Below are 21,279 nucleotides of genomic sequence, written 5' to 3'. Positions count from 1 at the left end.
TATTTAAATTGGTAAGTAGTATTTAATTTAAAAGGTTAGGAACGTATATACATTTATAGTACTACGTATTTAAAATAAAACAGGATAAACTTGAATATCTTAAAAAAAACCCAATATAAGAAAGATAAGTTGGTACTACCGAGAGAACAAAATGAAAACAAAACAAACTAAACAAATGATTATGCCTATTTTACCATTGCGTGATGTTGTTGTATTTCCACATATGGTAATTCCTCTCTTTGTTGGTCGTAATAAATCAATTCGTTGTTTGGAAAGTGCAATGGAGATGGATAAACAAGTTTTTCTTGTAACACAAAAATATCCTTCGCAAGATGAGCCTAATGTCGAGGATTTATATGAAGTCGGTACTATCGCCAATGTTTTACAATTACTTCAATTACCAGACGGAACAGTAAAGGTGCTCGTTGAAGGTGTTGCTCGAGCTAAAATTGTTGATATTTTCGAACGAAAAGAAGATGATTTTTTAATTGCAAATATTAAACCACTTAAAGAATCTAAAAAAACCAATAATATTGACCAAGCGATGATAAGGGTCTTGCTGTCAAATTTTGACGATTATGCCAAACTTAATAGAAAAGTCACTCAAGAAGTTGTTGATTCAGTTCATTTGATTAAAGAATCATCACAATTAGCAGATTCCATTGCCGCTACTTTATTTATAAAAGTCGAACAGAAACAAGAGATTTTAGTTACAGCAGATTTAGAAAAACGTTTTGAGTTGCTTATTTCATTAATGGAATCTGAAATTGATTTGTTACAAGTTGAAAGAAGTATCCGTCAACGTGTTAAACAACAAATGGAAAAAGCGCAAAAAGAATATTATCTTAATGAGCAAATTAAAGCAATTCATAAAGAATTGGGTGATATAGACAATAAACCTGATGAATATGAAGAATTAAATCTAAAAATTACTAAGGCAAAAATGCCAAAAGAGGCAAAGGAAAAAACACTATCTGAACTTAATAAGCTTAAGCTGATGCCTGCTATGTCTGCTGAAGCAACTGTTGTTCGCGGATATATTGATTGGATGTTACAAGTTCCTTGGAATAAACGCAGTAAAGTAAAAAAAGATATTCATGCTGCCCAAAAAGTTCTAGATAAGGATCATTATGGCCTTGCTCGTGTCAAAGACCGAATTTTAGAATATTTGGCTGTACAGGGCCGCGTTAACAAAGTTAAAGGTCCAATTTTGTGCTTAGTTGGGCCTCCAGGAGTGGGTAAAACGTCATTAGGTCAATCAATTGCTAAAGCGACTGGCAGACAATATGTTCGTATGGCATTAGGTGGAGTTCGCGATGAAGCAGAAATACGTGGACATCGAAGGACTTATATTGGTTCAATGCCGGGTAAATTAATCCAACGTATGGTTAAAGTTGGTGTTAAAAACCCATTATTTCTTTTGGATGAAATCGATAAAATGGCTTCAGATATGCGAGGAGATCCAGCTTCTGCTTTATTAGAAGTTCTTGATCCTGAGCAAAATAATGCCTTTAGTGACCATTATTTAGAAGTCGATTATGATCTATCTGATGTAATGTTTGTGGCAACTGCTAATTCAATGAATATTCCTGCACCGCTACTTGATAGAATGGAAGTGATTCGACTTTCAGGTTATACGGAAGATGAAAAATTAAATATTGCTAAACAGCATTTAATTTCTAAGCAGATTGATAATAATGGTTTAAAAACAAATGAAATTAATATTGATGACTCAGCTATTATTGGCATTATTCGTTATTACACTCGAGAGGCTGGTGTACGAAGCTTAGAAAGGGAAATAGCTAAAATATGCCGTAAAGTTGTTAAACAACTTGCTTTAAACAAACGTTTGCGTAAAGTAAATGTAACTCAAGATAATTTAAAAGATTATTTGGGTGTGCAACGTTTTGATTATGGTAAATCTGAAAGTGAAAATCGGATCGGTCAAGTTAATGGTTTGGCATGGACTGAAGTCGGTGGTGATCTGCTAACTATTGAATCAATGAGCGTTGTTGGTAAAGGTAAACTAACTTATACTGGTTCACTTGGTGATGTTATGCAAGAATCTATTCAAACTGCACTTACAGTTGTTCGTTCCCGTGCAGATAAGTTGGGAATTAATAACGATTTTTATGAAAAACGTGATATACATGTGCATGTTCCTGATGGTGCTACACCTAAAGATGGCCCGAGTGCAGGTATTGCTATGTGTACATCATTGGTATCCACATTAACTGGTAATCCTGTACGTTCCGATGTTGCCATGACAGGGGAAATTACTTTACGAGGTGAAGTATTACCAATCGGTGGATTAAAAGAGAAATTATTGGCCGCTCATCGAGGTGGTATTAAGACAGCTATAATACCTATTGATAATATAAAAGATCTTGAAGAGATTCCCGATAATGTTAAATCTGAAATCGATATTAAACCTGTTAAATGGATCGATGATGTATTGATAGTTGCATTGCAAAATAATCCATTTGGTATTGAACCTGTTAAAAAAAACGTAAAAATAAAGCAACCAGTCAAAAAGGCTGTTAAAAAAATTAAAAACGCAGCTAATGTTTCAACTCGATTGAACTAAATTAGACAATCTAAAAAGCCAACCTTGTGTTGGCTTTTTTTATCCGACTCTTAATTAGATAATAGCCAATTTTGGCAAATGTGCTATACTTGCGAAATTAAAATTCAGGTGTATGGAGAATAGCAAGCTATGATGGAAACAATTAGAACGGCGGCAAACAGTCTTGTTGTTAAAATAATTTTTGCAATTATTATTCTATGTTTTATCTTTACCGGGGTTGGATTTTTGGGTTTTGGCGGCAAAAGTAATAGCGCAAATGATGAGCATTTATATGTTGCCAAAGTTGACGGAGAAGGCATCAGTCGAATAGGATTTGAAAAACAAGTAAAACAAGAATTGCGTAATGTGAATGGTGGTGATGCTTCATTTATTAAAATGATGCGACAAAATGTGTTAGCTCAACAAATCGATAATTATTTAGCTTATCAATTTTCACAAAAAATTCATGCTGCAATTAGTAATGAGCGCGTAAAAAATTTTATTAGACAACAAAAAGACTTTTTTGTAAATGGTAAATTTGATAATCAAAATTACTTAAATTTACTTGCTGAAAATAATTTCACTCCTGATAATTATGCAAAAATAATAAAAACATTGCTACAACAAGAACAAGTTATAGATGCATTAGTAAACACTAGTTTTGTTTTACCATCTGATTCTGAAATTATGCCATTAAAAAATCAAACAAGAACTATTTATGCAACTAAGGTTGATTCTTCAATAGATGATATGAAAGATATCAATATCACTGAAGATGATGAAAAAAAATATTATAATGAACATCAAAAAGAATTTTTCAGAAAAGAACGAGTTAAGTTAAAGTTTATTTATAATTCTAAAGACAACATCGCTAAAACGATTAAAGTTACTGATGATGAAATCAAAAAAGAATATGAAAAAAATATCAAACAATATAGCTATCCAGCAAAAAAAGCTTTCAGTGCTATTTTCTTGAAAGATAAGGGACAAGCAAACAACATAATTAAGGAGTTGGCATCTGGAGGGAATTTCGAAAAGATAGCTGAAAATCTCAATCAAAATAATATTTCAGCTTATGGTAAAAATGGTTCTTTAGGCTGGTTTGTTGATGACAATTCATTACCTGAGTTTTTAAAAAAAACTAACTTAAAAACAGTTAATCAAATTTCACAACCAATTCCTACTGATGGTGGATTCGTTATAATTAAACTTGATGGTAAGCTACCTTCTAAAACTATGGATTTTAATTATGCGAAAACCCTAATCGAAGAAAGCTTAAGCCAACAAAAATTACAAGAAGGATTTAATAGTGTTGAAAATAAAATCAAAGATGCTTTATCCAAATCGCCTAAATCTATAGAAGAGTTAGCTGAAAATACAGGTCTTGGAGTTGAAACAACAGATTGGACAAATTATAAAGATATGACTACGATCATGACGCACCCTGAAATTAGCGATTTGGCATTTAGTGAAGAAATGATTTCTAATGAACAACCTACTCAAAAAATTTCAGACTTAATTCCAATTGAAAGAAATTATGGTAGTTATGATTTTGTTATTCAAGTTACTGACTATCGCCCTGAAGGGATAGCTCCGTTTGATGAAGTTAAAAAAACAATTAATAAAAAATTATCTAATGATATAATTAAAAATCGTTTTAAAGGAACTGTTGATAGCCTGTTAACTGAATTAAATACCAACGGAAAATCAGCTAAAATAAACTTTAGTAATAGATATGTTTTACATAGAGATTCTAAAGAGTTAGATAAAAAAGTGGTAGATATGGTTTTTGATTTGGAACCACCAATTCCAGGGGTTAAATCAAATCCTTTTAGCGTAGAGTTTTTAGAAAATAATACCGCTTATATTGTCTCTTTAGTTAATGTCAATACACCTAAAGAATATCATGATATTTCGGCAGAATTATTACCATTATCTATTGCAGATACTTATTACTATCTTGGTAATGATATTCGTTCTAAAGCGAAGATTGAAATCATGCCTGATCCAAATATGTGATAAAGATCGATATTTTTTTGCGAAAAACTAAAATAAGAGAAGCCACTTTGGTGGCTTTTCGCATTTTTGTGATTATCAAAATTTAACTGATTAATTCCATGAGATAGTGGTTATGCACATTTAGTTGCATAATTATTTTGGAGTTAATTTAAATGAAAGTCTTTACACTATTATGCTTTTTATTCTCATCGCTACTTTTTTCAACTATTAGTTTTGCTGATTCAAAAACTGAAGTCGCTACCAAGCAAGAGCAGATACAAGTTATACAAGTTAATATCAATACTGCAACCGCTGAAGAATTAAGTAAAGTATTAACTGGTATTGGGATGAGCAAAGCTCAGAAAATCGTAGAATATCGAGAAAAATTTGGTCCTTTTGTCTCTGTAGAACAATTGAAGGAGGTTTCAGGTATCGGTCAAGCAACGCTCGATAAAAATATAGAGAAAATCAAATTGTAATTATTCTATCTTCCAACAAATAAGCTGTTGGAAGATTTTTTTAATTATCAATCGGATCAACATCAATACTCCATTTCACTTTTGATGAATCACTCCACTGTTCAATAACTGTTAGTAGTTCATCTAATATTTGCTGTAATAATTGTCTATTAGTATGTTGTAACAATAATTGCCAACGATTATAACCAGCTTTTTTAGGTTGACTTGCTAGCATTGGGCCAAGTTGCCATAGATTATGGTCATAATTAGAATTTAACCAATCATGGATCCGCTGTAAAAATGTTGGTGCTTGTAAATTATTGCGATCGGCAGCACGAATTAGGACCTGATAGCTAAATGGTGGTAATAAGGTTTGTTGACGTTCAATTAAGGTTTGTTTTGCAAATGCTTGATAACCCTCATTTAATAAAATATTTAATAAAGGATGTTCTGGATGATAGGTTTGTAGAATAACCTCGCCTGCTTTTGTTTCACGACCAGCTCGACCTGAGACTTGAGTATAGATTTGTGCAAATTTTTCTGTTGCTCTGAAATCACTTGAAAATAAAGCGCCATCAACGTCAACAATCCCGACTAAAGTCACATCGGGAAAGTGATGACCTTTAGCTAAAATTTGTGTACCAACTAGGATATGGGCCCCACCTTTATGAATATCATTTAAATAGTTATTTAATGCATCTCTTTTAGTTATTGTATCACGATCAATACGCGTAACTTTTATATTCGGAAACAGTATATTAAGTTGTTTTTCAAGCTGCTCAGTTCCAAATCCAATAGGTAGCAGTTGGGTTGAGCCACATTTTGGGCACTGTTTTGGTACTTCTCGTGGTGTATCACAATAATGACAAATGAGTTTATTTTGTTTTTTATGAAACGTATAAGGGCGATCACAACGTGGACATTCTGCAATCCAACCACAATCATGACAAATTATTAATGGTGCAAATCCTCTACGATTAAGGAATAACATGACTTGATTATTATTATTTAAGTGTGCTTTTATCTGTTCTATAAGTGGTTGAGATAACCCAGAAGCTAGCACCATACCGCGAATATCTAAAATAGATTGTTTAGCTAAGTTGGCACTACCTGCTCTTTGCGTAAGCTTGAGTTGTTGGTATTTATTGGTTTGCGCATTGTTAATGGTCTCAAGCGAAGGTGTTGCGGAACCTAAAATGATGGGTATATTTTCAATTTTTGCTCGAATGATTGCCAAGTCTCTAGCATTATAACGCCATCCTTCTTGTTGTTTGTAAGAATTATCATGTTCTTCATCGATAATAATGATACCTAAATCCTTGAAGGGTGTAAAAAGCGAAGATCGGGTACCAACGACAATGGCATTTTCACCATCTTTACTTCTTAACCAAACGTCTAAACGTTCTTTATCTGTTAAACCTGAATGTAAAATATCAATCGGGGCATTAAAGCGCTGCTTAAAACGCTTAATTGTTTGAGGTGTCAAACCAATTTCAGGAACCAAAACTAAAGCTTGTTTACCTTGCGATAAAACATCTGCAATTATATTCAAATAAACTTCAGTCTTGCCAGAACCCGTTATGCCATCAAGTAAGAATACACCGAATTGTTTATTTTGTTTATTAATGGTCACTATGGCATTAGATTGTTCATCATTTAATTGAATCGACGTTGGATTGGTTGAATAATTTGTTTGCCAGCAAATTTTGTCCCGTTGACGATGGACTAATTCAATAAGCTGCTTTTTTTGTAATTCCTGGAAAATATTCGGACTAAATTCACTTTCATTTAAACCATTGTTTCTAAGCGAAGATAATAATAACTTTTGTCTCGGTGTGCGTGATAATTGGTCTAAATCAATTTGTCTCCCTTGAGGTGTTAATTGCCACTGTTTTATATCATCTTTAATAGCTTGACGACCTTGCCTTAATAGAACAGGCATGGCATGAAACATGACTTCACCAATTGGAAAATGATAATAACCTGTCGCCCAATTTAATAATTGCCAAATTGTTTGCGAAAAGAGTTTTTTGCCATCGATAACTGAGGTAATTGCTTTTAAATTTTCAATATCGAAAGTTGTGTGCTGATCAATTTTAACGATGATACCAATCATCTCCCGTTTACCAAAAGGCACTTTAACCCGCATACCAATTTCAGCAGGTAAGGTTAGTTTGTAATCAAACAGTTGATAAAGGGGTACCGGTAAGGCTACATGAGCAATCAGCATTAACAATCACTATTATTAAAAACTGCTATTGTACGCAGATTTTATTTAACTCGCAAAACTTACGCAGATAAATTGATTATATCTAAGTGAACTATATAAAAACTTTATTTATATGATAATTTATAGGATAGTAGTATCCATATACAAAATTTGCTATCTTTAGTAATAAAGTACAACATAATATTTAAAGGTAAATAAAAATGTCAGCCTCATTTTCACATATAAATCAAAGAGGTGATGCTCATATGGTTGATGTTTCTGAAAAACAGTCAACTTTACGAGAAGCTCGGGCAGAATCCATCGTTTTAATGAATGCGGAAACATTTAATCTGATTATTGAAGGAAAACATCATAAAGGCGATGTTTTCGCCACAGCAAGGATTGCCGGTATTCAAGCTGCTAAACGAACATGGGATTTGATTCCACTTTGTCATCCACTACTTCTGAGTAAAATAGAAGTCAATATTGAACCCATATTTGAAAATCATAGTATTAGGATTGAATCTATTTGCCGGTTAACAGGTCAAACAGGGGTTGAAATGGAGGCATTAGTTGCCGCTTCGGTAGCCGCATTAACAATATATGATATGTGCAAAGCTAATCAAAAAGATATGATCATTAATCAGGTTCGATTACTCAATAAAATTGGCGGTAAATCGGGCGAATATAATGCAATAACACAGTGATAGTATGAATAAAATTATTTTTTTTGCACAAATTAGAGAGCTGGTTGGAGTTGAAAGACTTGAATTAACAGTGGAGCAAATGCCAATATCACAACTTCTAGAACAGCTGAGTTTACGTGGCGATAAATGGTCATTAGCATTAAAAGAAAGAACCGTATTATGTGCAGTTAATCACACTTTAGTTGGCTACGATTATATTATCAAAGAGGGAGATGAAATTGCCTTTTTCCCTCCAGTAACAGGCGGTTAACAATATGAATATTATCCAAGTTAACCAATCTCCCATCGATGTGAATTCATTGATCACTTGGCTTTATGAATCACCCGCAGATGGTGCAGTTGTGACGTTTATGGGCAAGGTGCGTAGTTTTGAAAATCAAGTTATTAGTCTAACGTTAGAACACTACCCTGAAATGACTGAAAAAGTGTTATACAACATTATTAATCAAGCTAGAGATAGATGGTCGATTAATCGAGTAGCCATAGCCCATCGTGTCGGTAAAATTTATGCAAATGAGAGTATTGTGTTTGTCGGAGTGAGCGCAGCTCATCGTAGTGATGCTTTTGTGGCTACAGAGTTTATTATGGATGTATTAAAAAACGAGGCGCCATTTTGGAAGAAAGAAAAGACCCCTAGTGGAGAAAATTGGGTAAAAGCAAAGGAATCCGATTTAAATGCCTTGAAGAAATGGTATTAATCCTTATTTAATATATAATACGGTTGTTATGTTATTTTTATAAGAGGAAGGATATGTCTAGTTATAACCCGAATGATTCAATTATAGAACAGACTGGTAGTCGCATCCAAACATATATGAGTCATGTGTATGGATGGATGGCTGTTGGTTTACTTTTAACTGCATTTGTTGCTTGGTTTGCATCAAATAATTATCAGCTTGTTATGTTTTTAGCGCGTATAATGTGGGTGCTTTTGATTGCTGAAATTGGCTTAGTTTTTGCTATTTCAGGAATGATTAACCGTTTATCTGGTGCTACAGCAACTACTTTATTTATGCTTTATTCAGTTCTAAATGGTTGTACTTTTTCTATATATTTTCTTTATTATACGTCGTCTTCCATTGCCAGTGTCTTTTTCATAACTGCTGGAATGTTTAGTGCATTAGCTGTTTATGGCTATACCACTAAACGTAATTTATCTGGTTTAGGTAGCTTTTTATTCATGGGATTAATTGGTATTGTTATCGCCTCCCTAGTTAATATATTTTTGCAAAGTGCACCTCTAATGTGGGCTATAACCTATATTGGCGTATTCGTCTTTGCCGGATTAACCGCTTATGATACGCAAAAACTTAAAGAATTTGGTGTCAACTTATCACAAGATGACCAAAATATGTTCAGGCGTTATGTGATATTAGGTGCATTAACACTCTATCTTGACTTTATTAATTTATTTATCATGTTACTTCGAATATTTGCGGATCGAAGATAACCGTTCATAGTGTTATTAAGGGGCTCTACAAAGAGTCCTTTTTGTTAAGTTTATATTAATCTCTACACACTTATTGTTTTTTTGTTAAAAATTTTGAGGAAAGTTCTAACTCAAAATAAAAAAAACATTATTATTAAATAATCTTCATCCTTTTACTTAATGGATTTCTATGAAAAAGCTTTATTGGTTTATGTTAGTAAATATTTTAATTTCATCAATAATAGCAATCCGATATTTTTGTGTACCTGGTGCATCGTTTAGTTGGGATGGGGGGCTTTTTTCTGTATTCGCCGTGTTAGGGCATTTTTTCTCGGTTTATTTATTTCTTTTTGTTTTGTGTATTCCGCTTATGTGGATAAATAAAACTTCAAGTAATGTCTGTTTAGCTGCTATATTCTGTTTATTACAAATTGTATTGTACATTGATACCATCGTCTTTCAACAATATCGATTCCATATCAATGAGTCGGTATTATCAATGGTTTTTTCGGGTCAAGTTGTCGATTTTTCAACTTTCACTTATGTTTTAGTGTTTTTATTAATACTGGTATCTTTTGGGGCAGAGTATATAATTATTTATTTATTAGATAACAAGTTTAACAAAAATGGTGTGCAATCTAGAACATTAGTCATATCGACAGTATTTCTTTTAAGCTGTTTTTTTATTAGTCATTTAGTCCATATGGTTGCATTTTATTATGCGTATTCACCCATCATGATTGTTAAAGAATATATTCCATTATATCGTCCATTTACTTCAAAAAAGATAATGGGATTTTTTGATAAATCGGGGCAACGTAAAACGCTTATAGAAAGGGAGAATCAACATGCAACTATCTATTATCCTAAAAATGAACTTTTGATTAATCCTGATAATAAAACAACACCTAATATTATGTTTATTGTATTAGATTCATGGCGTTATGATACTTTTAGTCAAGAAATTTCCCCTAACACCTTCAATTTTGTAAAGCAAAATAATGGAATAATTTTTAATAATCATTACTCAACTGGCAATGCAACTCGTACTGGTATTTTTGGTCTTTTTTATGGTATTCCTGGTACGTATTGGGATGCTTTTTTAAGAAATCGAATCCCATCGTTATTTATAACAACCTTGCAAAAAGAAAATTACAATATTGGTATCTTTACTTCAGCTAAAGTTACAGCACCTGAATTTGATCGTACGGCATTTTTGACAATTAAAAACCTAAGAATCAGTAGCAAAGATGGTATGGCATCTAGTCGAGATAAACAGTTAACTGATGATTGGATAGATTGGTATAAAACGAGAGACACATCCAAACCGAGTTTTTCATTTTTATTTTTTGATGCTCCACATGCTTATGATTTTCCAAATGATTTTAGTTTAAAATTCAAACCAATCGGTGATCTAAATTATATGACATTAAGTAATGATAGCGATCCAGTACCAATTTTTAATCGTTATAAACAAAGTGTTTATTATGATGATTACTTACTTCAAAGAGTTTATGATGAACTTAAATTGTCTGGTTCATTAAATAATACGTTGATTATTATCACGGGAGATCATTCACAAGAAATGAATGATAATAAACTAGGTTTTTGGGGGCATAATGGTAACTATACTGATGCTCAAACTAAAGTTCCCTTTATTATTGTGGGCGCAAAAGATCTTCAACAAATAGGCGATAATATAAATAAGTTTACCAGTCATGAAGATGTGGTGCCAACTATAATGCGACATTATCTACATGTGGAAAATGATATTACTGATTATTCGACAGGTTATGATTTATTTAATCCAATAACAGATCGAGATTGGTTATTAATGTCAAATTATAGTTCTTATGCTGTAAGAACCAAAGATAACATCTATTTTGTTAATCGTCTTGGTATTAGCCATTATTTTGATTGTCATAATAATCAAATTGATGAGTCGCCTAATTATAAAACAATTCAAGCAGCAATGAATAATATGCGCTATTTTTTTCAGACGCAAAAATAACAAATCCACCTTTAAGGTGGATTTTTTTATTATTTAACATCGGCACAGTTTAGACAGTATATATAACGATTTTGTGCATCTTGGAATTTATCCCACAGTGAAACTTGTTGCTTAATTTGTTTTATTTCAGGGATCTGTTCAAAAAATACTTCTGCTGCTGATTTTGGCATCATTGCAATCATATCTGAGTAAAGTGCATTGAACCAACTTCCTTCTGGTTTTTGCCAATCTATTTTGTAATTAGGAATATCAGCTAGTGTTGCAGCCATGTCAATAGCATCATCAAAATCACCTAACTTATCGACTAAACCATTTTTACTTGCTTCGGAGCCAAGCCAAACTTGGCCTTGAGCTATATGATCTACTTGTTCGCTTGTCATATTGCGAGCATTTGCTACTAAAGAGATAAATGTACTATAACCATTATCAATATTCATTTGAATAAATTGGTTCAATTCATCAGGTAAGTTTTGGGTTAGGCTGTTATTTGTCAATGGAGAGGTTGAGACACCATCATTATAAACACCAATATGGGAAAGTGAATTTTCAAAGGTTGGAACAATGCCAAAAATACCAATTGAACCAGTAATTGTATTTGGGCTTGCAACGATGTAATCAGAAGCAGTTGATATCCAATATCCACCTGAAGCAGCCATTCCCCCCATAGAAATAACAATAGGGATTTGATAACGACGTAAGGCTTCTAATTCACTGCGAATTGCTTCTGAGGCATCAACGCTTCCACCTGGGCTATTTACCCTGAGTACCACAGCCTGTATGTTATCTCTATTTAATTTAGTACGAATATCTCTTAATTGTTTAACAATATCTTGGCTACCAGCTACATTGCTGCTATTAGCACCATTAGTAATGGTTCCATTTACAAAAACGACTGCTATTTTGGGTTCTTTATCTGTTTCTTCAGCATCTTCTTTAAGTCGATAATCGTATATGCTGACTTTTTGCTTAATTTTAGCTTCTAGCTCAAAATCAAATTCAGAGCTTATAGTATCAATTAAACCATTTGATAAAGCGTATTTAGCCATATTGCCATTAACAGATTTTAGTTCTGATAGCATTTTCTCAGCTGAAGGAACTAATTGTATTGGTGCTTTTTTTCGTTCTGCGGAAATGTCGTTAAGATAATTATCCCACATTAAATTCAACCAGCGAGAAGTGTTGCTTCTTGCTTCTTCAGACATATTATCTCGGATGAATGGTTCAATAGCTGATTTATAAGTTCCAACACGAAAAACATGGGTGTTAATTTTTAAGTTATCTAATAATGTTTTGTAATATAAATTATTTGCGGATAATCCAAATACATTAACTGCACCTAATGGGGTTAGATAGATTTTATTAGCATAACTTGCCAAATAATATTGGCTTTGGTTAAAGTTCGAACCGATAGCGTAGATAGGTTTATTTGCTGCTTTGAATTTATCTAAATATTTGCCAATATATTGTAAAGAGCTCAAGTCTGCTCCAACAAAATTGTCCAATTTTAGAAGCATGCTGTTAATATTAGGATCAGATGTAGCTTGTGATATCTTCTGCACTAAATCAAATAAGCTATTTTCACGTGAAAGATTTACTCTTTTACCATATATTTTATTTTGTAATTCATACACCTCATCACTATAAAGTGAATTGTCGACAACAACTCCTTCAAGATCCATAATTAATGTGCCATATTGTGGAATGATGTCCTGCTTTTTTGTTTCTTTAATTAATGAAATGGCACTGATAATCAATAAAATAATAATTAAAAAAACAAGATTAAGAAATATTTCTCTGATTAAGTTAATACCTTTCCAAATTGATTTTATAACTGATAGTACAGACATAATGAAATAATCCTTTAATTGTTTTTTATTTTTAATTCTTAATTTCTATTTTTTTCTTTTTGAAGTATTTCTTATCTTCAAATCGTAAACATGTTAATTTTCCACCCCAGCAACATCCAGTATCAAGTGCGTAAATATTTTCAGGAGTTCCTTTTCCATTTAAAGCTGCCCAATGGCCAAAAGCGATACTATATTCTGAAGGAATTTTACTTGGTAATGCAAACCAAGGTTTTAATTTTGACGGTGCTTCATCTGGATGATTTTTACAGTAAAAATCAAGCCGTCCATCTTCGTAACAATAACGCATTCGTGTTAATGCATTTGCAATATAGCGTAATCGGTCTAATCCTTGTAATTCTGATGACCAATCATCAGGAAAATTGCCATACATTTTGTCGAGAAAAAGCGGGTATGAATCACTACTTAAAACCACATGAAGATCTTGAGCACATTTTTTTAATGTTTCAAGATCCCATTGGGGTGATATTCCAGCATGAGTCATAATCAGCTTTAATTTTTCATCTATTTGAATTAATGGTTGCTTACGTAGCCAATTCATTAAATCATCGAAATCATCAGCATGGATGAGTACGTCAAGGTTATCTTTCTTTTTTGATGGAGTAACATTGGCATAAATGGATAATAAATGTAAGTCGTGATTACCTAAAACTAACCTAATTTGCTCACTGTTTTGTTTTACAAATCTAATAACTTCAAGAGATTTTGGTCCTCTAGCAACTAAATCGCCAGTTAGCCATAATGTATCTGATGATGAAAAACTTGCTTTTTCAAGTAGTCGCATAAATTCATCATAGCAACCATGAATATCACCAATTATTAGATTTGCCATAAGGTTATTTCCAAGAGTTTGCTAATAGACAATATTGTTGTAAACTCAAATTTTCGGCGCGTAAATTTGGATCAATACCGAGTTCACTAATTTGTTCAACCGTAAATAAATTACCTAAGCTATTACGGATTGTTTTACGCCTTTGGTTAAATGCCTCGGTAGTAATGCGTGATAACACCCTAATATCATTAACTAAATACGGTTTTTGTTTATATGGTACTAGTTTAACCACAGCTGAATCAACTTTAGGTGCGGGTCTAAAAGAAGTTGGTGGTACTTCTAAAACAGGGATAATCTGACAGTAATACTGTGCCATAACGCTTAAGCGACCATAATCTTTGCTGTTAGGTGCAGCAACTAAACGAGTAACCACCTCTTTTTGTAACATAAAATGCATATCAGATATGATTGGTGCATATTCAAATAAATGAAACATTAATGGCGTTGAAATATTATACGGTAAATTACCAAAAACTCTTAAAGGCTGACCTAATCTATCGGACAGCTGGTTAAAATCAAAAGTAAGTGCATCTTGCTCTATCACACTGATTTTATTTTTTAAAAAAGGATTTTCAACTAATCGACTAACTAAATCCCTGTCAATCTCAATTACAGTTAGATGATCTATTAATTTACTTACAGGTACTGTCAACGCGGCAAGCCCTGGTCCTATTTCAACTAGGGCTTCTCCGTGTTTTGGTTGTATGGCTGCAACAATACTTTCAATTATATAATTATCATATAGAAAGTTTTGACCAAATCGTTTACGAGCAAAATGCCCTTGATGAACACGATTATTCATTCTTACCTTCACCTGTAATTTTGATATAAGCATCACCTTTCAGTTCTTGAATCCAGACTTGCGCTTCTTCAGCAAATTTTCGATTGAAAATAAGTCGATAAGCTTGATCTTTTTTTACCAAGTTGGTACCGTCAGTTTGTCTGGTATCAATTAGTTGAATTATATGCCAACCATAAGATGATTTTATGGGTTGGCTGATTTCACCTTTCTTCAATTGTAATAACGCAGTTCTAAATCCATCATCATACATTTCTGGTCTATTCCAACCTAAATTACCACCATTATCTTTTGAGCCGGTATCTTCGGAATTGGCTTTTGCCGCTGCAGCAAAAGTTGTTTTGCCGCTAGTAATGGCTTTACGAAGATCAATTAACTTTTGTTTAGCCACCTGATCATTTATTAATACATTAGTCTTAATTAAAATATGGCGAGCATTTACTTCTTGAAGTGTGATTTTTTGTGGCGCTTCAGAACGAGTATCCTCAACTTTTAATATATGAAGCCCAACACCTGAGCGAATAGGTCCAATAACACTTCCTTTTGGTGCGCGAATAAGTCGTTCTTCAAAAATAGTTGGTAACTCGTTTATTTTTTTCCATCCCATCGCCCCACCTTTTAATGCAAGATCATCATTAGAATATGAGGTTGCTAATTTAGCAAAATTTTCACCTTTTTTAGCTCGGTTAACAATATCCATTGCTTTATTGGCGGCATTGTCAATTTGTTGTTTAGATGCTTTTTCTGGAATAGCAATTAAGATATGACTAATCTTGACATCAATATTATTGGTGGGTTGATTAGCCATTGTTTTGGTTAAATGCTCAACTTCTCTATTGGAAATTTTGATTCTAGGTCTAACTTCATGCAAACGAGCTTGCTCTATTAACATATCAGTTTGAATACGATCACGATAAGTACTATAACTCAATCCCATTGTTGATAATCTGCTTCTTAGTTGGTCTATTGTCATATCATTTTCAGCGGCAATTCTATCGATTGCACCAGTTACTTCATCATCGCTGATAGTAATTTTTGCTTTAGCCGCTCTTTGTAATATTAATTTTTCAACAATTAGACGATCAATAATTTGCTGTCTAAGAATTTCATCGTTAGGTAAAGATTTAGGATCGGCACTAGCTTTGATCGTTTTAAGCATATCGCTAACATCACTTTCTAAAATAACATTGTTATTTACTACAGCAGCAACTTGTTCTACTACTTTTGGAGCAGCATTTGCTGAAAAAGGTGTAAAGAGCACTAAATTAATACTTAAGTTTAATGCAATAAATAGTTTTAATAATTTCATATTTATTCAACTCATTATGTTGTTGCGACATTGAATTTACCGCAATAAATTTATTAGTATGTTTATTCAAATGTTGTTGTATAAGGTAATTTACCAAAGTTTAACATTCTGGCTTTTGTGTCACGACTACTTCCTAATCCTTTAAGTTCAAAGTTAATTGAAAGTTTGTTTTTATATTTACTAATATGTTCTGTGTTATCCCAATCAGTCAATTTTCGTCCATATTGAACGGTTACGCCCCAACAACAGTCAGTATAGTTTAAGCCAATAAAACTATCTGAAATCTGTTTTTGTTTAATATCATAATAATAAGATCCTACGGCACTAACTTTTTCAGATAGTGGCCAACTAACCATAATTCCTGCTTGAGAGAGATCTTGTTTATAGCCTTTATATGCTGAAAACTTATATCTATCATCTACAGTATCAATATAATTGCGGTTTGCATAACGATAAGATAATTGTATTAATTTGTCACTCGATAGTCGATATTCAAATATTGTATTTGCTAATGAAATAGTATCAATACGTGTATCGTATTGAATGCCACTTCGGAAAATAACATCGTCGCTAATTCGCCAGAAATTATCAGTAGCCCAAGTGACACTACCAGTATCAGATTTTTTATCTAATTCATTACTGTGATTACCCGTTCTAGATTTTGTGAAATAGGTAATTTGTCCTAAGGATATATTAAATTTTTCAATTTTATTACTATTATAAAAACGCGTAGTTACACCAGTGGCAAGTTTATTAGTTGATGAAATACGGTCTAAACCACTATATGCTTGATCCCTGAATAAACCAATATAATCAGCTTGTAAGAGTGTTGAATCGTAGCTTCTAATATTTGATTGATTTCGATATGGAATGTAAGTATATTTCACTCTAGGTTCAAGTGTTTGGCTATAACCATCAATTAAGTCGACATCCCTTTCAAAAATAACTTTACCATCAATATTAAATTTAGGTATAAAACGATTTACATTACGATCTAATTTTATCCCTTTTTTTTCGTGTTCAACATTATATTTAAATATGTTTTTCTGGTTGTAATGTGTTGCCATAAAACCAGTTTCTGCAGATAAATTTGCCCAAGAATTTGTAGCTGTATAATTAATGGTTGGTTCTATATGAGCTCGCCAAGCTTCAGGTTCATTATCTGTTGAATTAATAAAATGAGAAAATTGAGAAAATGTCTTAAATTTTAATGGTCCCAGTTCGTAATTATAGTAGTTAATATCTAATTGAGGTTGAGTCTGGTAAAGGATATCGTAGTGAAATGGTTGAAAGTGTTTATAGCCTAAAGCAATATCCCAATTTTCATTATTATATGCTAATTTATAAAACTGGGTTAAATATCCTGCTGTTTGAGAAGCATATTTAGAGTTGAGATCTGTTAGATATTGATTATCGCTAACTCGAGTGACATCTGTAAATAATCGCCAATTATAGTTTATCAATTCATCATTTTTCCAATGAAACAACCATCGATTACGATTATCATCGTAATTATTGCCATTTGATAATGTTTTTCTGTCTTCGAGGTATTTATTATCATGTTGAAGCCAGTCAAAAGCGATGGTTCCTAAACCTAGTTGATTTAAATAGCGAAATTCAGTTTGCAATTGGACGCCACGATGTTGTAATACTCGTGGAGTTAACGTTGCATCATAATTTGGTGCGATATTCCAATAAATAGGTAAGGCGAAATCAAAACCGTCTACACTGTCATAACCAAAAATAGGCATTAATAAGCCTGAACGTCTTTTGTCGCCTGTTGGTAATTGTAAATAGGGAGTATATAGAACTGGTATTTTACCAATGCTAAATATTGCATTCCAAACTTCAAGTAATTGTTCTTCGTTATCATGAATTACAGTAGTACCTTTAATATTCCAAGTACTATCATCTACAGGACAAGAAGTAAAGCTACCATTTTTAAGAATTACATAACGATTCTTTTCAAGCTTCATCTCGTCGGCTTTACCTCGTCCAAGTCTACCAACTAGATGATATTCACTTGGATACATATTGGCATCATTGTTATTCAGATTCATTAATGCATGGTCACCTTTTATCTGTATCAAATTATCTTGATAAGTAATATCTCCATCTAGTGTAACCATTCGATTATTTTCATCATTTGTATCAATCGTCACTTTATTTGCTTTGGCTGAACGATTGCCTTGCTCTACATAAACATTGCCTTTGTAAGTAGCTAAGTTAGGATAGAGTCCTTCAAACTCATCTGCATCGGTATTAACTGGTAATGTATTTATATCACCATTAACAAGAGGCCGCTCAAATTTTGGTACATCAACAAAACATGTTGGATTGCTAGTGTCATTTTTTGGTAAACCTATAGCGTAGCTAGGGTTATTATAATTATACAAAGAAAATGTAACAGCTATAGCAATAAGAGAGAGCGATAATTTTTTCATCAATGATTAGAATGTAATTATGATTATTTTAGTTGAACATTATAGCGGTTATTTACAAAAGTGCGAATGAAAATTAACGTTTAGTTCGTCGTTTATTGGTTTTACCAAGTTGTCTTATCATAGCTATTTTCTTTTCTGTCGATACATGTTGAAATTCATCCCACCATTTAGCCAAATCTAAAAGTTCGCCTTTTTCGATAGAAGCTCGCATCTCTAATAAATCATAGGCAGCTCGAAATTTTTGGTGTTCTAAAATTACAAATGCACGTTTTCCTTCACGTTTTTTCATTCTTAATTGTAATCGCCACATATCACTCATTATCGCTGTCAAACGTCTTGGTATAGCGATAATACGGCATTGCTCACTTAGCACATCACTAATTGCCATTGAAAAAGAATCATGATATTGCAAACCACTTTCAATGCAGTTTAGTTGTGTTTGTTCCATAATTGGATACCAAAAAAATGCTGCATATAAAAAAGCGGGATTGATACGTTGCTCATTTGCTATTCGATAATCAGTGTTTTTTAATACTTGAGCGATCATCTTTTCCATATTTCCATTATGATTTTGTATAAATAAACGTTCAACCACAGGAAACAATTGCTCAAATAAGTGATACTGTTTTAATAAAATATAAGTATCGTAACCATACCCTGATTGGAATAATTTCAATGATTCATCAAAAAGACGTGCTGAAGGAATATTATTTAACAGTGAAGCCAGTCTTTTTATTGGTTCTGCAGTAGCTGAATCAATCTTCATGTTAAGTTTTGCCGCAAAACGAATAGTTCTTAACATTCTAACAGGATCTTCTCGATACCTCGTTTGTGGATCACCAATTAATCGAATAATGCCATTTTTTAAATCATTTAATCCACCACAATAATCACGAATTGTATAATCTTTAACGTTATAATAAAGCGCATTCATTGTAAAGTCGCGACGAACGGCATCTTGCTCTATCGTACCATATACATTGTCACGTAATAACATCCCCGATTGTGAACGTTTTGAGATATTTTTCTGTTGGCTTTTATCATCATGATCACCACGGAAAGTAGCAACTTCTATAATCTCTTTACCAAACATAATATGTGCTAAGCGAAAGCGTTTGCCTATCAAACGACAATTTCGGAAAACCTTTTGAATTTGTTCTGGTGTGGCATTTGTAGCAATATCGAAATCCTTAGGTTTTTTACCTAATAAAAGATCGCGAATACAACCACCTACGAGATAGGCTTCATATCCATGTTTATTCAATCGATAAAGTACTTTTAACGCATTTTCGCTTATATTCTTCCGAGAAATATTATGTTCATTTCGTGAGATAGAAACATAATGCGACTCTTGTCGCTCTGATTGATGAAACATTTTACGATAAAAGCGAGAAACTTGTTTAAAAATAGCGCACCTCGAATTAATAATGGTCTATACAGAAATATAGCGCGCGATTATATCGCAATTAAATTTAACTTTCCATTTTTCTTGAAATGGTTATATCTTACATTAATTAAATATTCTATTTGATTTTTCGAACATAATTATCAACAATAACAACTTATATAGTACAATTAGTTAGACTTTTTTAACTTAGTAAAATTTTATCAAAGCATATTTTTATTTTTGTTATTAATGACTAATTGATTTGATTGAACTTATACTCATGTATAATTTTGAGTATAAAAATATTAACTGATAACTTATTGGGGACTCTATGAATATTCGAGATTTGGAATATTTTGTATCATTAGCTGAATTTCGGCACTTTCGTAAAGCAGCTGATGCTTGTAATGTTAGTCAACCAACATTAAGTGGTCAAATCAGAAAACTTGAAGACGAACTAGGTGTCATGTTACTTGAACGAACTAGTCGAAAAGTGTTATTTACTCAAACAGGTATGATGCTTGTTGAACAAGCCAAAGAAATTTTACGTAATATTCAGATTTTAAAAGAGATGGCTAGTCGTCAAGGCGAAGATATGTCAGGCCCTATGCATATTGGATTAATTCCAACTATCGCCCCATATTTATTACCACATGTCATTACCGTATTACATGAATCTTTTCCTCAATTAGAACTTTATCTGCATGAAGCTCAAACTGCTAATATTGTTGCTCAACTTGAAAGTGGTAAATTAGATTGTGCCATTATCGCTCAGGTAAAAGAAACAGCGCAATTCATCGAACTTCCACTATTTAATGAACCCATGTTTTTAGCTGTTCCAGCAAATGATGAATTAGCAAGTAAACAAACAGTTAAACTTTCTAGCTTGAAAGGTCAAAAATTTTTAATGTTAGAAGATGGTCATTGTTTACGTGAACATGCGATGGGGTATTGTTTCCAAGTAGGAATTGATGAAGATAAACAATTTAAAGCAACAAGTTTAGAGACATTGCGTAGCATGATATCAGCAGGGCGAGGAATTACCTTATTTCCAGAATTAGCCGCTCCAAATGAACGTACTCGAGATAATATTTGCTATATTCCGTGCACAGACCCTGTTCCTACACGAAGTATCGCTTTAATCTATCGACCTGGTTCGCCTTTGCGTTCACGTTATGAAACTATTGCTAAAACTATACGCGATCATATGCCAAAAGTATTTGCTGAAAAAGAGCAATTATTAGGTTCGAAGTAATTTATATTTT

16 protein-coding genes are annotated in these 21,279 nt (G+C 32.7%); 9 read left to right on the top strand and 7 right to left on the bottom strand.

Going from position 1 to position 21,279, the window contains the following annotated elements; translation table 11 throughout:
- The first annotated feature begins 151 nt into the window (after nucleotides 1–151).
- The 3 genes from lon to AC5LXI_RS13820 all read left to right on the top strand — a co-directional run bounded on the left by lon (nucleotide 152) and on the right by AC5LXI_RS13820 (nucleotide 5,043).
- A complete protein-coding gene (gene lon / locus AC5LXI_RS13830) occupies nucleotides 152–2,587 on the top strand; it encodes an endopeptidase La (protein ID WP_493442860.1) in 2,436 nt (811 codons plus the stop codon).
- A 129-nt stretch (nucleotides 2,588–2,716) separates the two neighbouring features.
- Nucleotides 2,717–4,585, top strand: coding sequence for a SurA N-terminal domain-containing protein (locus AC5LXI_RS13825; protein ID WP_493442859.1), 1,869 nt, complete (start codon nucleotides 2,717–2,719; stop codon nucleotides 4,583–4,585).
- 152 nt (nucleotides 4,586–4,737) lie between these two features.
- Nucleotides 4,738–5,043, top strand: coding sequence for a ComEA family DNA-binding protein (locus AC5LXI_RS13820; RefSeq protein WP_493442858.1), 306 nt, complete (start codon nucleotides 4,738–4,740; stop codon nucleotides 5,041–5,043).
- A 40-nt stretch (nucleotides 5,044–5,083) separates the two neighbouring features.
- On the opposite strand, the gene priA is transcribed toward AC5LXI_RS13820, so the two are convergent.
- The gene (gene priA / locus AC5LXI_RS13815) at nucleotides 5,084–7,252 is read right to left on the bottom strand and encodes a primosomal protein N' (RefSeq protein ID WP_493442857.1); all 2,169 of its coding nucleotides are present in this window, start codon (nucleotides 7,250–7,252) and stop codon (nucleotides 5,084–5,086) included.
- A gap of 200 nt (nucleotides 7,253–7,452) precedes the next feature.
- On the opposite strand from priA, the gene moaC reads away from it, so the two are divergent.
- The 5 genes from moaC (at nucleotide 7,453) to AC5LXI_RS13790 (ending at nucleotide 11,378) form a co-directional block, all read left to right on the top strand.
- Nucleotides 7,453–7,938, top strand: a complete 486-nt coding sequence (moaC, locus tag AC5LXI_RS13810; RefSeq protein WP_110432621.1) for a cyclic pyranopterin monophosphate synthase MoaC — start codon at nucleotides 7,453–7,455, stop codon at nucleotides 7,936–7,938.
- A gap of 4 nt (nucleotides 7,939–7,942) precedes the next feature.
- On the top strand, nucleotides 7,943–8,188 hold the full coding sequence (gene moaD, locus AC5LXI_RS13805; RefSeq protein ID WP_493442856.1) for a molybdopterin synthase sulfur carrier subunit: 246 nt from the start codon (nucleotides 7,943–7,945) through the stop codon (nucleotides 8,186–8,188).
- Between the two features lie 4 nt (nucleotides 8,189–8,192).
- Nucleotides 8,193–8,636, top strand: a complete 444-nt coding sequence (gene moaE, locus AC5LXI_RS13800) for a molybdopterin synthase catalytic subunit MoaE (RefSeq protein WP_493442855.1) — start codon at nucleotides 8,193–8,195, stop codon at nucleotides 8,634–8,636.
- A gap of 53 nt (nucleotides 8,637–8,689) precedes the next feature.
- A complete protein-coding gene (locus AC5LXI_RS13795; protein ID WP_110432624.1) occupies nucleotides 8,690–9,388 on the top strand; it encodes a Bax inhibitor-1/YccA family protein in 699 nt (232 codons plus the stop codon).
- A 169-nt stretch (nucleotides 9,389–9,557) separates the two neighbouring features.
- Nucleotides 9,558–11,378 (top strand): sulfatase-like hydrolase/transferase, encoded by a 1,821-nt coding sequence (locus AC5LXI_RS13790; protein ID WP_493442854.1) that lies wholly within the window; start codon nucleotides 9,558–9,560, stop codon nucleotides 11,376–11,378.
- 29 nt (nucleotides 11,379–11,407) lie between these two features.
- Here the strand turns inward: AC5LXI_RS13790 and sppA are convergent, their stop codons facing one another.
- From sppA to pcnB, 6 genes are all read right to left on the bottom strand, one after another.
- The gene (gene sppA, locus AC5LXI_RS13785) at nucleotides 11,408–13,225 is read right to left on the bottom strand and encodes a signal peptide peptidase SppA (RefSeq protein WP_493442853.1); all 1,818 of its coding nucleotides are present in this window, start codon (nucleotides 13,223–13,225) and stop codon (nucleotides 11,408–11,410) included.
- Between the two features lie 31 nt (nucleotides 13,226–13,256).
- Complete coding sequence (apaH, locus tag AC5LXI_RS13780; RefSeq protein ID WP_493442852.1) at nucleotides 13,257–14,075, bottom strand: bis(5'-nucleosyl)-tetraphosphatase (symmetrical) ApaH; 819 nt, start codon at nucleotides 14,073–14,075, stop codon at nucleotides 13,257–13,259.
- A gap of 4 nt (nucleotides 14,076–14,079) precedes the next feature.
- Entirely contained in the window at nucleotides 14,080–14,877 is a 798-nt protein-coding gene (rsmA, locus tag AC5LXI_RS13775; RefSeq protein WP_493442851.1) for a 16S rRNA (adenine(1518)-N(6)/adenine(1519)-N(6))-dimethyltransferase RsmA, read from the bottom strand.
- Complete coding sequence (gene surA, locus AC5LXI_RS13770) at nucleotides 14,870–16,183, bottom strand: peptidylprolyl isomerase SurA (RefSeq protein WP_493442850.1); 1,314 nt, start codon at nucleotides 16,181–16,183, stop codon at nucleotides 14,870–14,872. The genes rsmA and surA overlap by 8 nt, the downstream gene beginning before the upstream one ends.
- A gap of 62 nt (nucleotides 16,184–16,245) precedes the next feature.
- Entirely contained in the window at nucleotides 16,246–18,627 is a 2,382-nt protein-coding gene (lptD, locus tag AC5LXI_RS13765) for an LPS assembly protein LptD (RefSeq protein WP_493442849.1), read from the bottom strand.
- Nucleotides 18,628–18,700: 73 nt separating this feature from the next.
- Nucleotides 18,701–20,002 (bottom strand): polynucleotide adenylyltransferase PcnB, encoded by a 1,302-nt coding sequence (gene pcnB / locus AC5LXI_RS13760; protein WP_493442848.1) that lies wholly within the window; start codon nucleotides 20,000–20,002, stop codon nucleotides 18,701–18,703.
- Nucleotides 20,003–20,345: 343 nt separating this feature from the next.
- Between pcnB and oxyR the strand changes: the two genes are divergently transcribed.
- Nucleotides 20,346–21,269: a DNA-binding transcriptional regulator OxyR gene (gene oxyR, locus AC5LXI_RS13755; protein ID WP_493442847.1), complete on the top strand. Its 924-nt coding sequence runs from the start codon at nucleotides 20,346–20,348 to the stop codon at nucleotides 21,267–21,269.
- Nucleotides 21,270–21,279 lie beyond the last annotated feature (10 nt).

It is taken from the genome of Gilliamella sp. LMG 34361, from assembly GCF_984569075.1.
The sequence above is the reverse complement of the archived record's forward strand: the minus strand, read 5'-3'. Positions and strand labels throughout refer to the sequence as shown.

Excerpts from the sequence above, each read along its gene's own strand:
- apaH (WP_493442852.1), bottom strand. The coding sequence starts at position 14,075 with ATGGCAAATCTAATAATTGGTGATATTCATGGTTGCTATGATGAATTT.
- moaC (WP_110432621.1), top strand. The coding sequence starts at position 7,453 with ATGTCAGCCTCATTTTCACATATAAATCAAAGAGGTGATGCTCATATG.
- AC5LXI_RS13825 (WP_493442859.1), top strand. The coding sequence starts at position 2,717 with ATGATGGAAACAATTAGAACGGCGGCAAACAGTCTTGTTGTTAAAATA.
- moaE (WP_493442855.1), top strand. The coding sequence starts at position 8,193 with ATGAATATTATCCAAGTTAACCAATCTCCCATCGATGTGAATTCATTG.
- priA (WP_493442857.1), bottom strand. The coding sequence starts at position 7,252 with ATGCTGATTGCTCATGTAGCCTTACCGGTACCCCTTTATCAACTGTTT.
- AC5LXI_RS13795 (WP_110432624.1), top strand. The coding sequence starts at position 8,690 with ATGTCTAGTTATAACCCGAATGATTCAATTATAGAACAGACTGGTAGT.
- sppA (WP_493442853.1), bottom strand. The coding sequence starts at position 13,225 with ATGTCTGTACTATCAGTTATAAAATCAATTTGGAAAGGTATTAACTTA.
- surA (WP_493442850.1), bottom strand. The coding sequence starts at position 16,183 with ATGAAATTATTAAAACTATTTATTGCATTAAACTTAAGTATTAATTTA.
- lptD (WP_493442849.1), bottom strand. The coding sequence starts at position 18,627 with ATGAAAAAATTATCGCTCTCTCTTATTGCTATAGCTGTTACATTTTCT.
- oxyR (WP_493442847.1), top strand. The coding sequence starts at position 20,346 with ATGAATATTCGAGATTTGGAATATTTTGTATCATTAGCTGAATTTCGG.
- pcnB (WP_493442848.1), bottom strand. The coding sequence starts at position 20,002 with ATGTTTCATCAATCAGAGCGACAAGAGTCGCATTATGTTTCTATCTCA.
- rsmA (WP_493442851.1), bottom strand. The coding sequence starts at position 14,877 with ATGAATAATCGTGTTCATCAAGGGCATTTTGCTCGTAAACGATTTGGT.
- AC5LXI_RS13820 (WP_493442858.1), top strand. The coding sequence starts at position 4,738 with ATGAAAGTCTTTACACTATTATGCTTTTTATTCTCATCGCTACTTTTT.
- lon (WP_493442860.1), top strand. The coding sequence starts at position 152 with ATGAAAACAAAACAAACTAAACAAATGATTATGCCTATTTTACCATTG.
- AC5LXI_RS13790 (WP_493442854.1), top strand. The coding sequence starts at position 9,558 with ATGAAAAAGCTTTATTGGTTTATGTTAGTAAATATTTTAATTTCATCA.
- moaD (WP_493442856.1), top strand. The coding sequence starts at position 7,943 with ATGAATAAAATTATTTTTTTTGCACAAATTAGAGAGCTGGTTGGAGTT.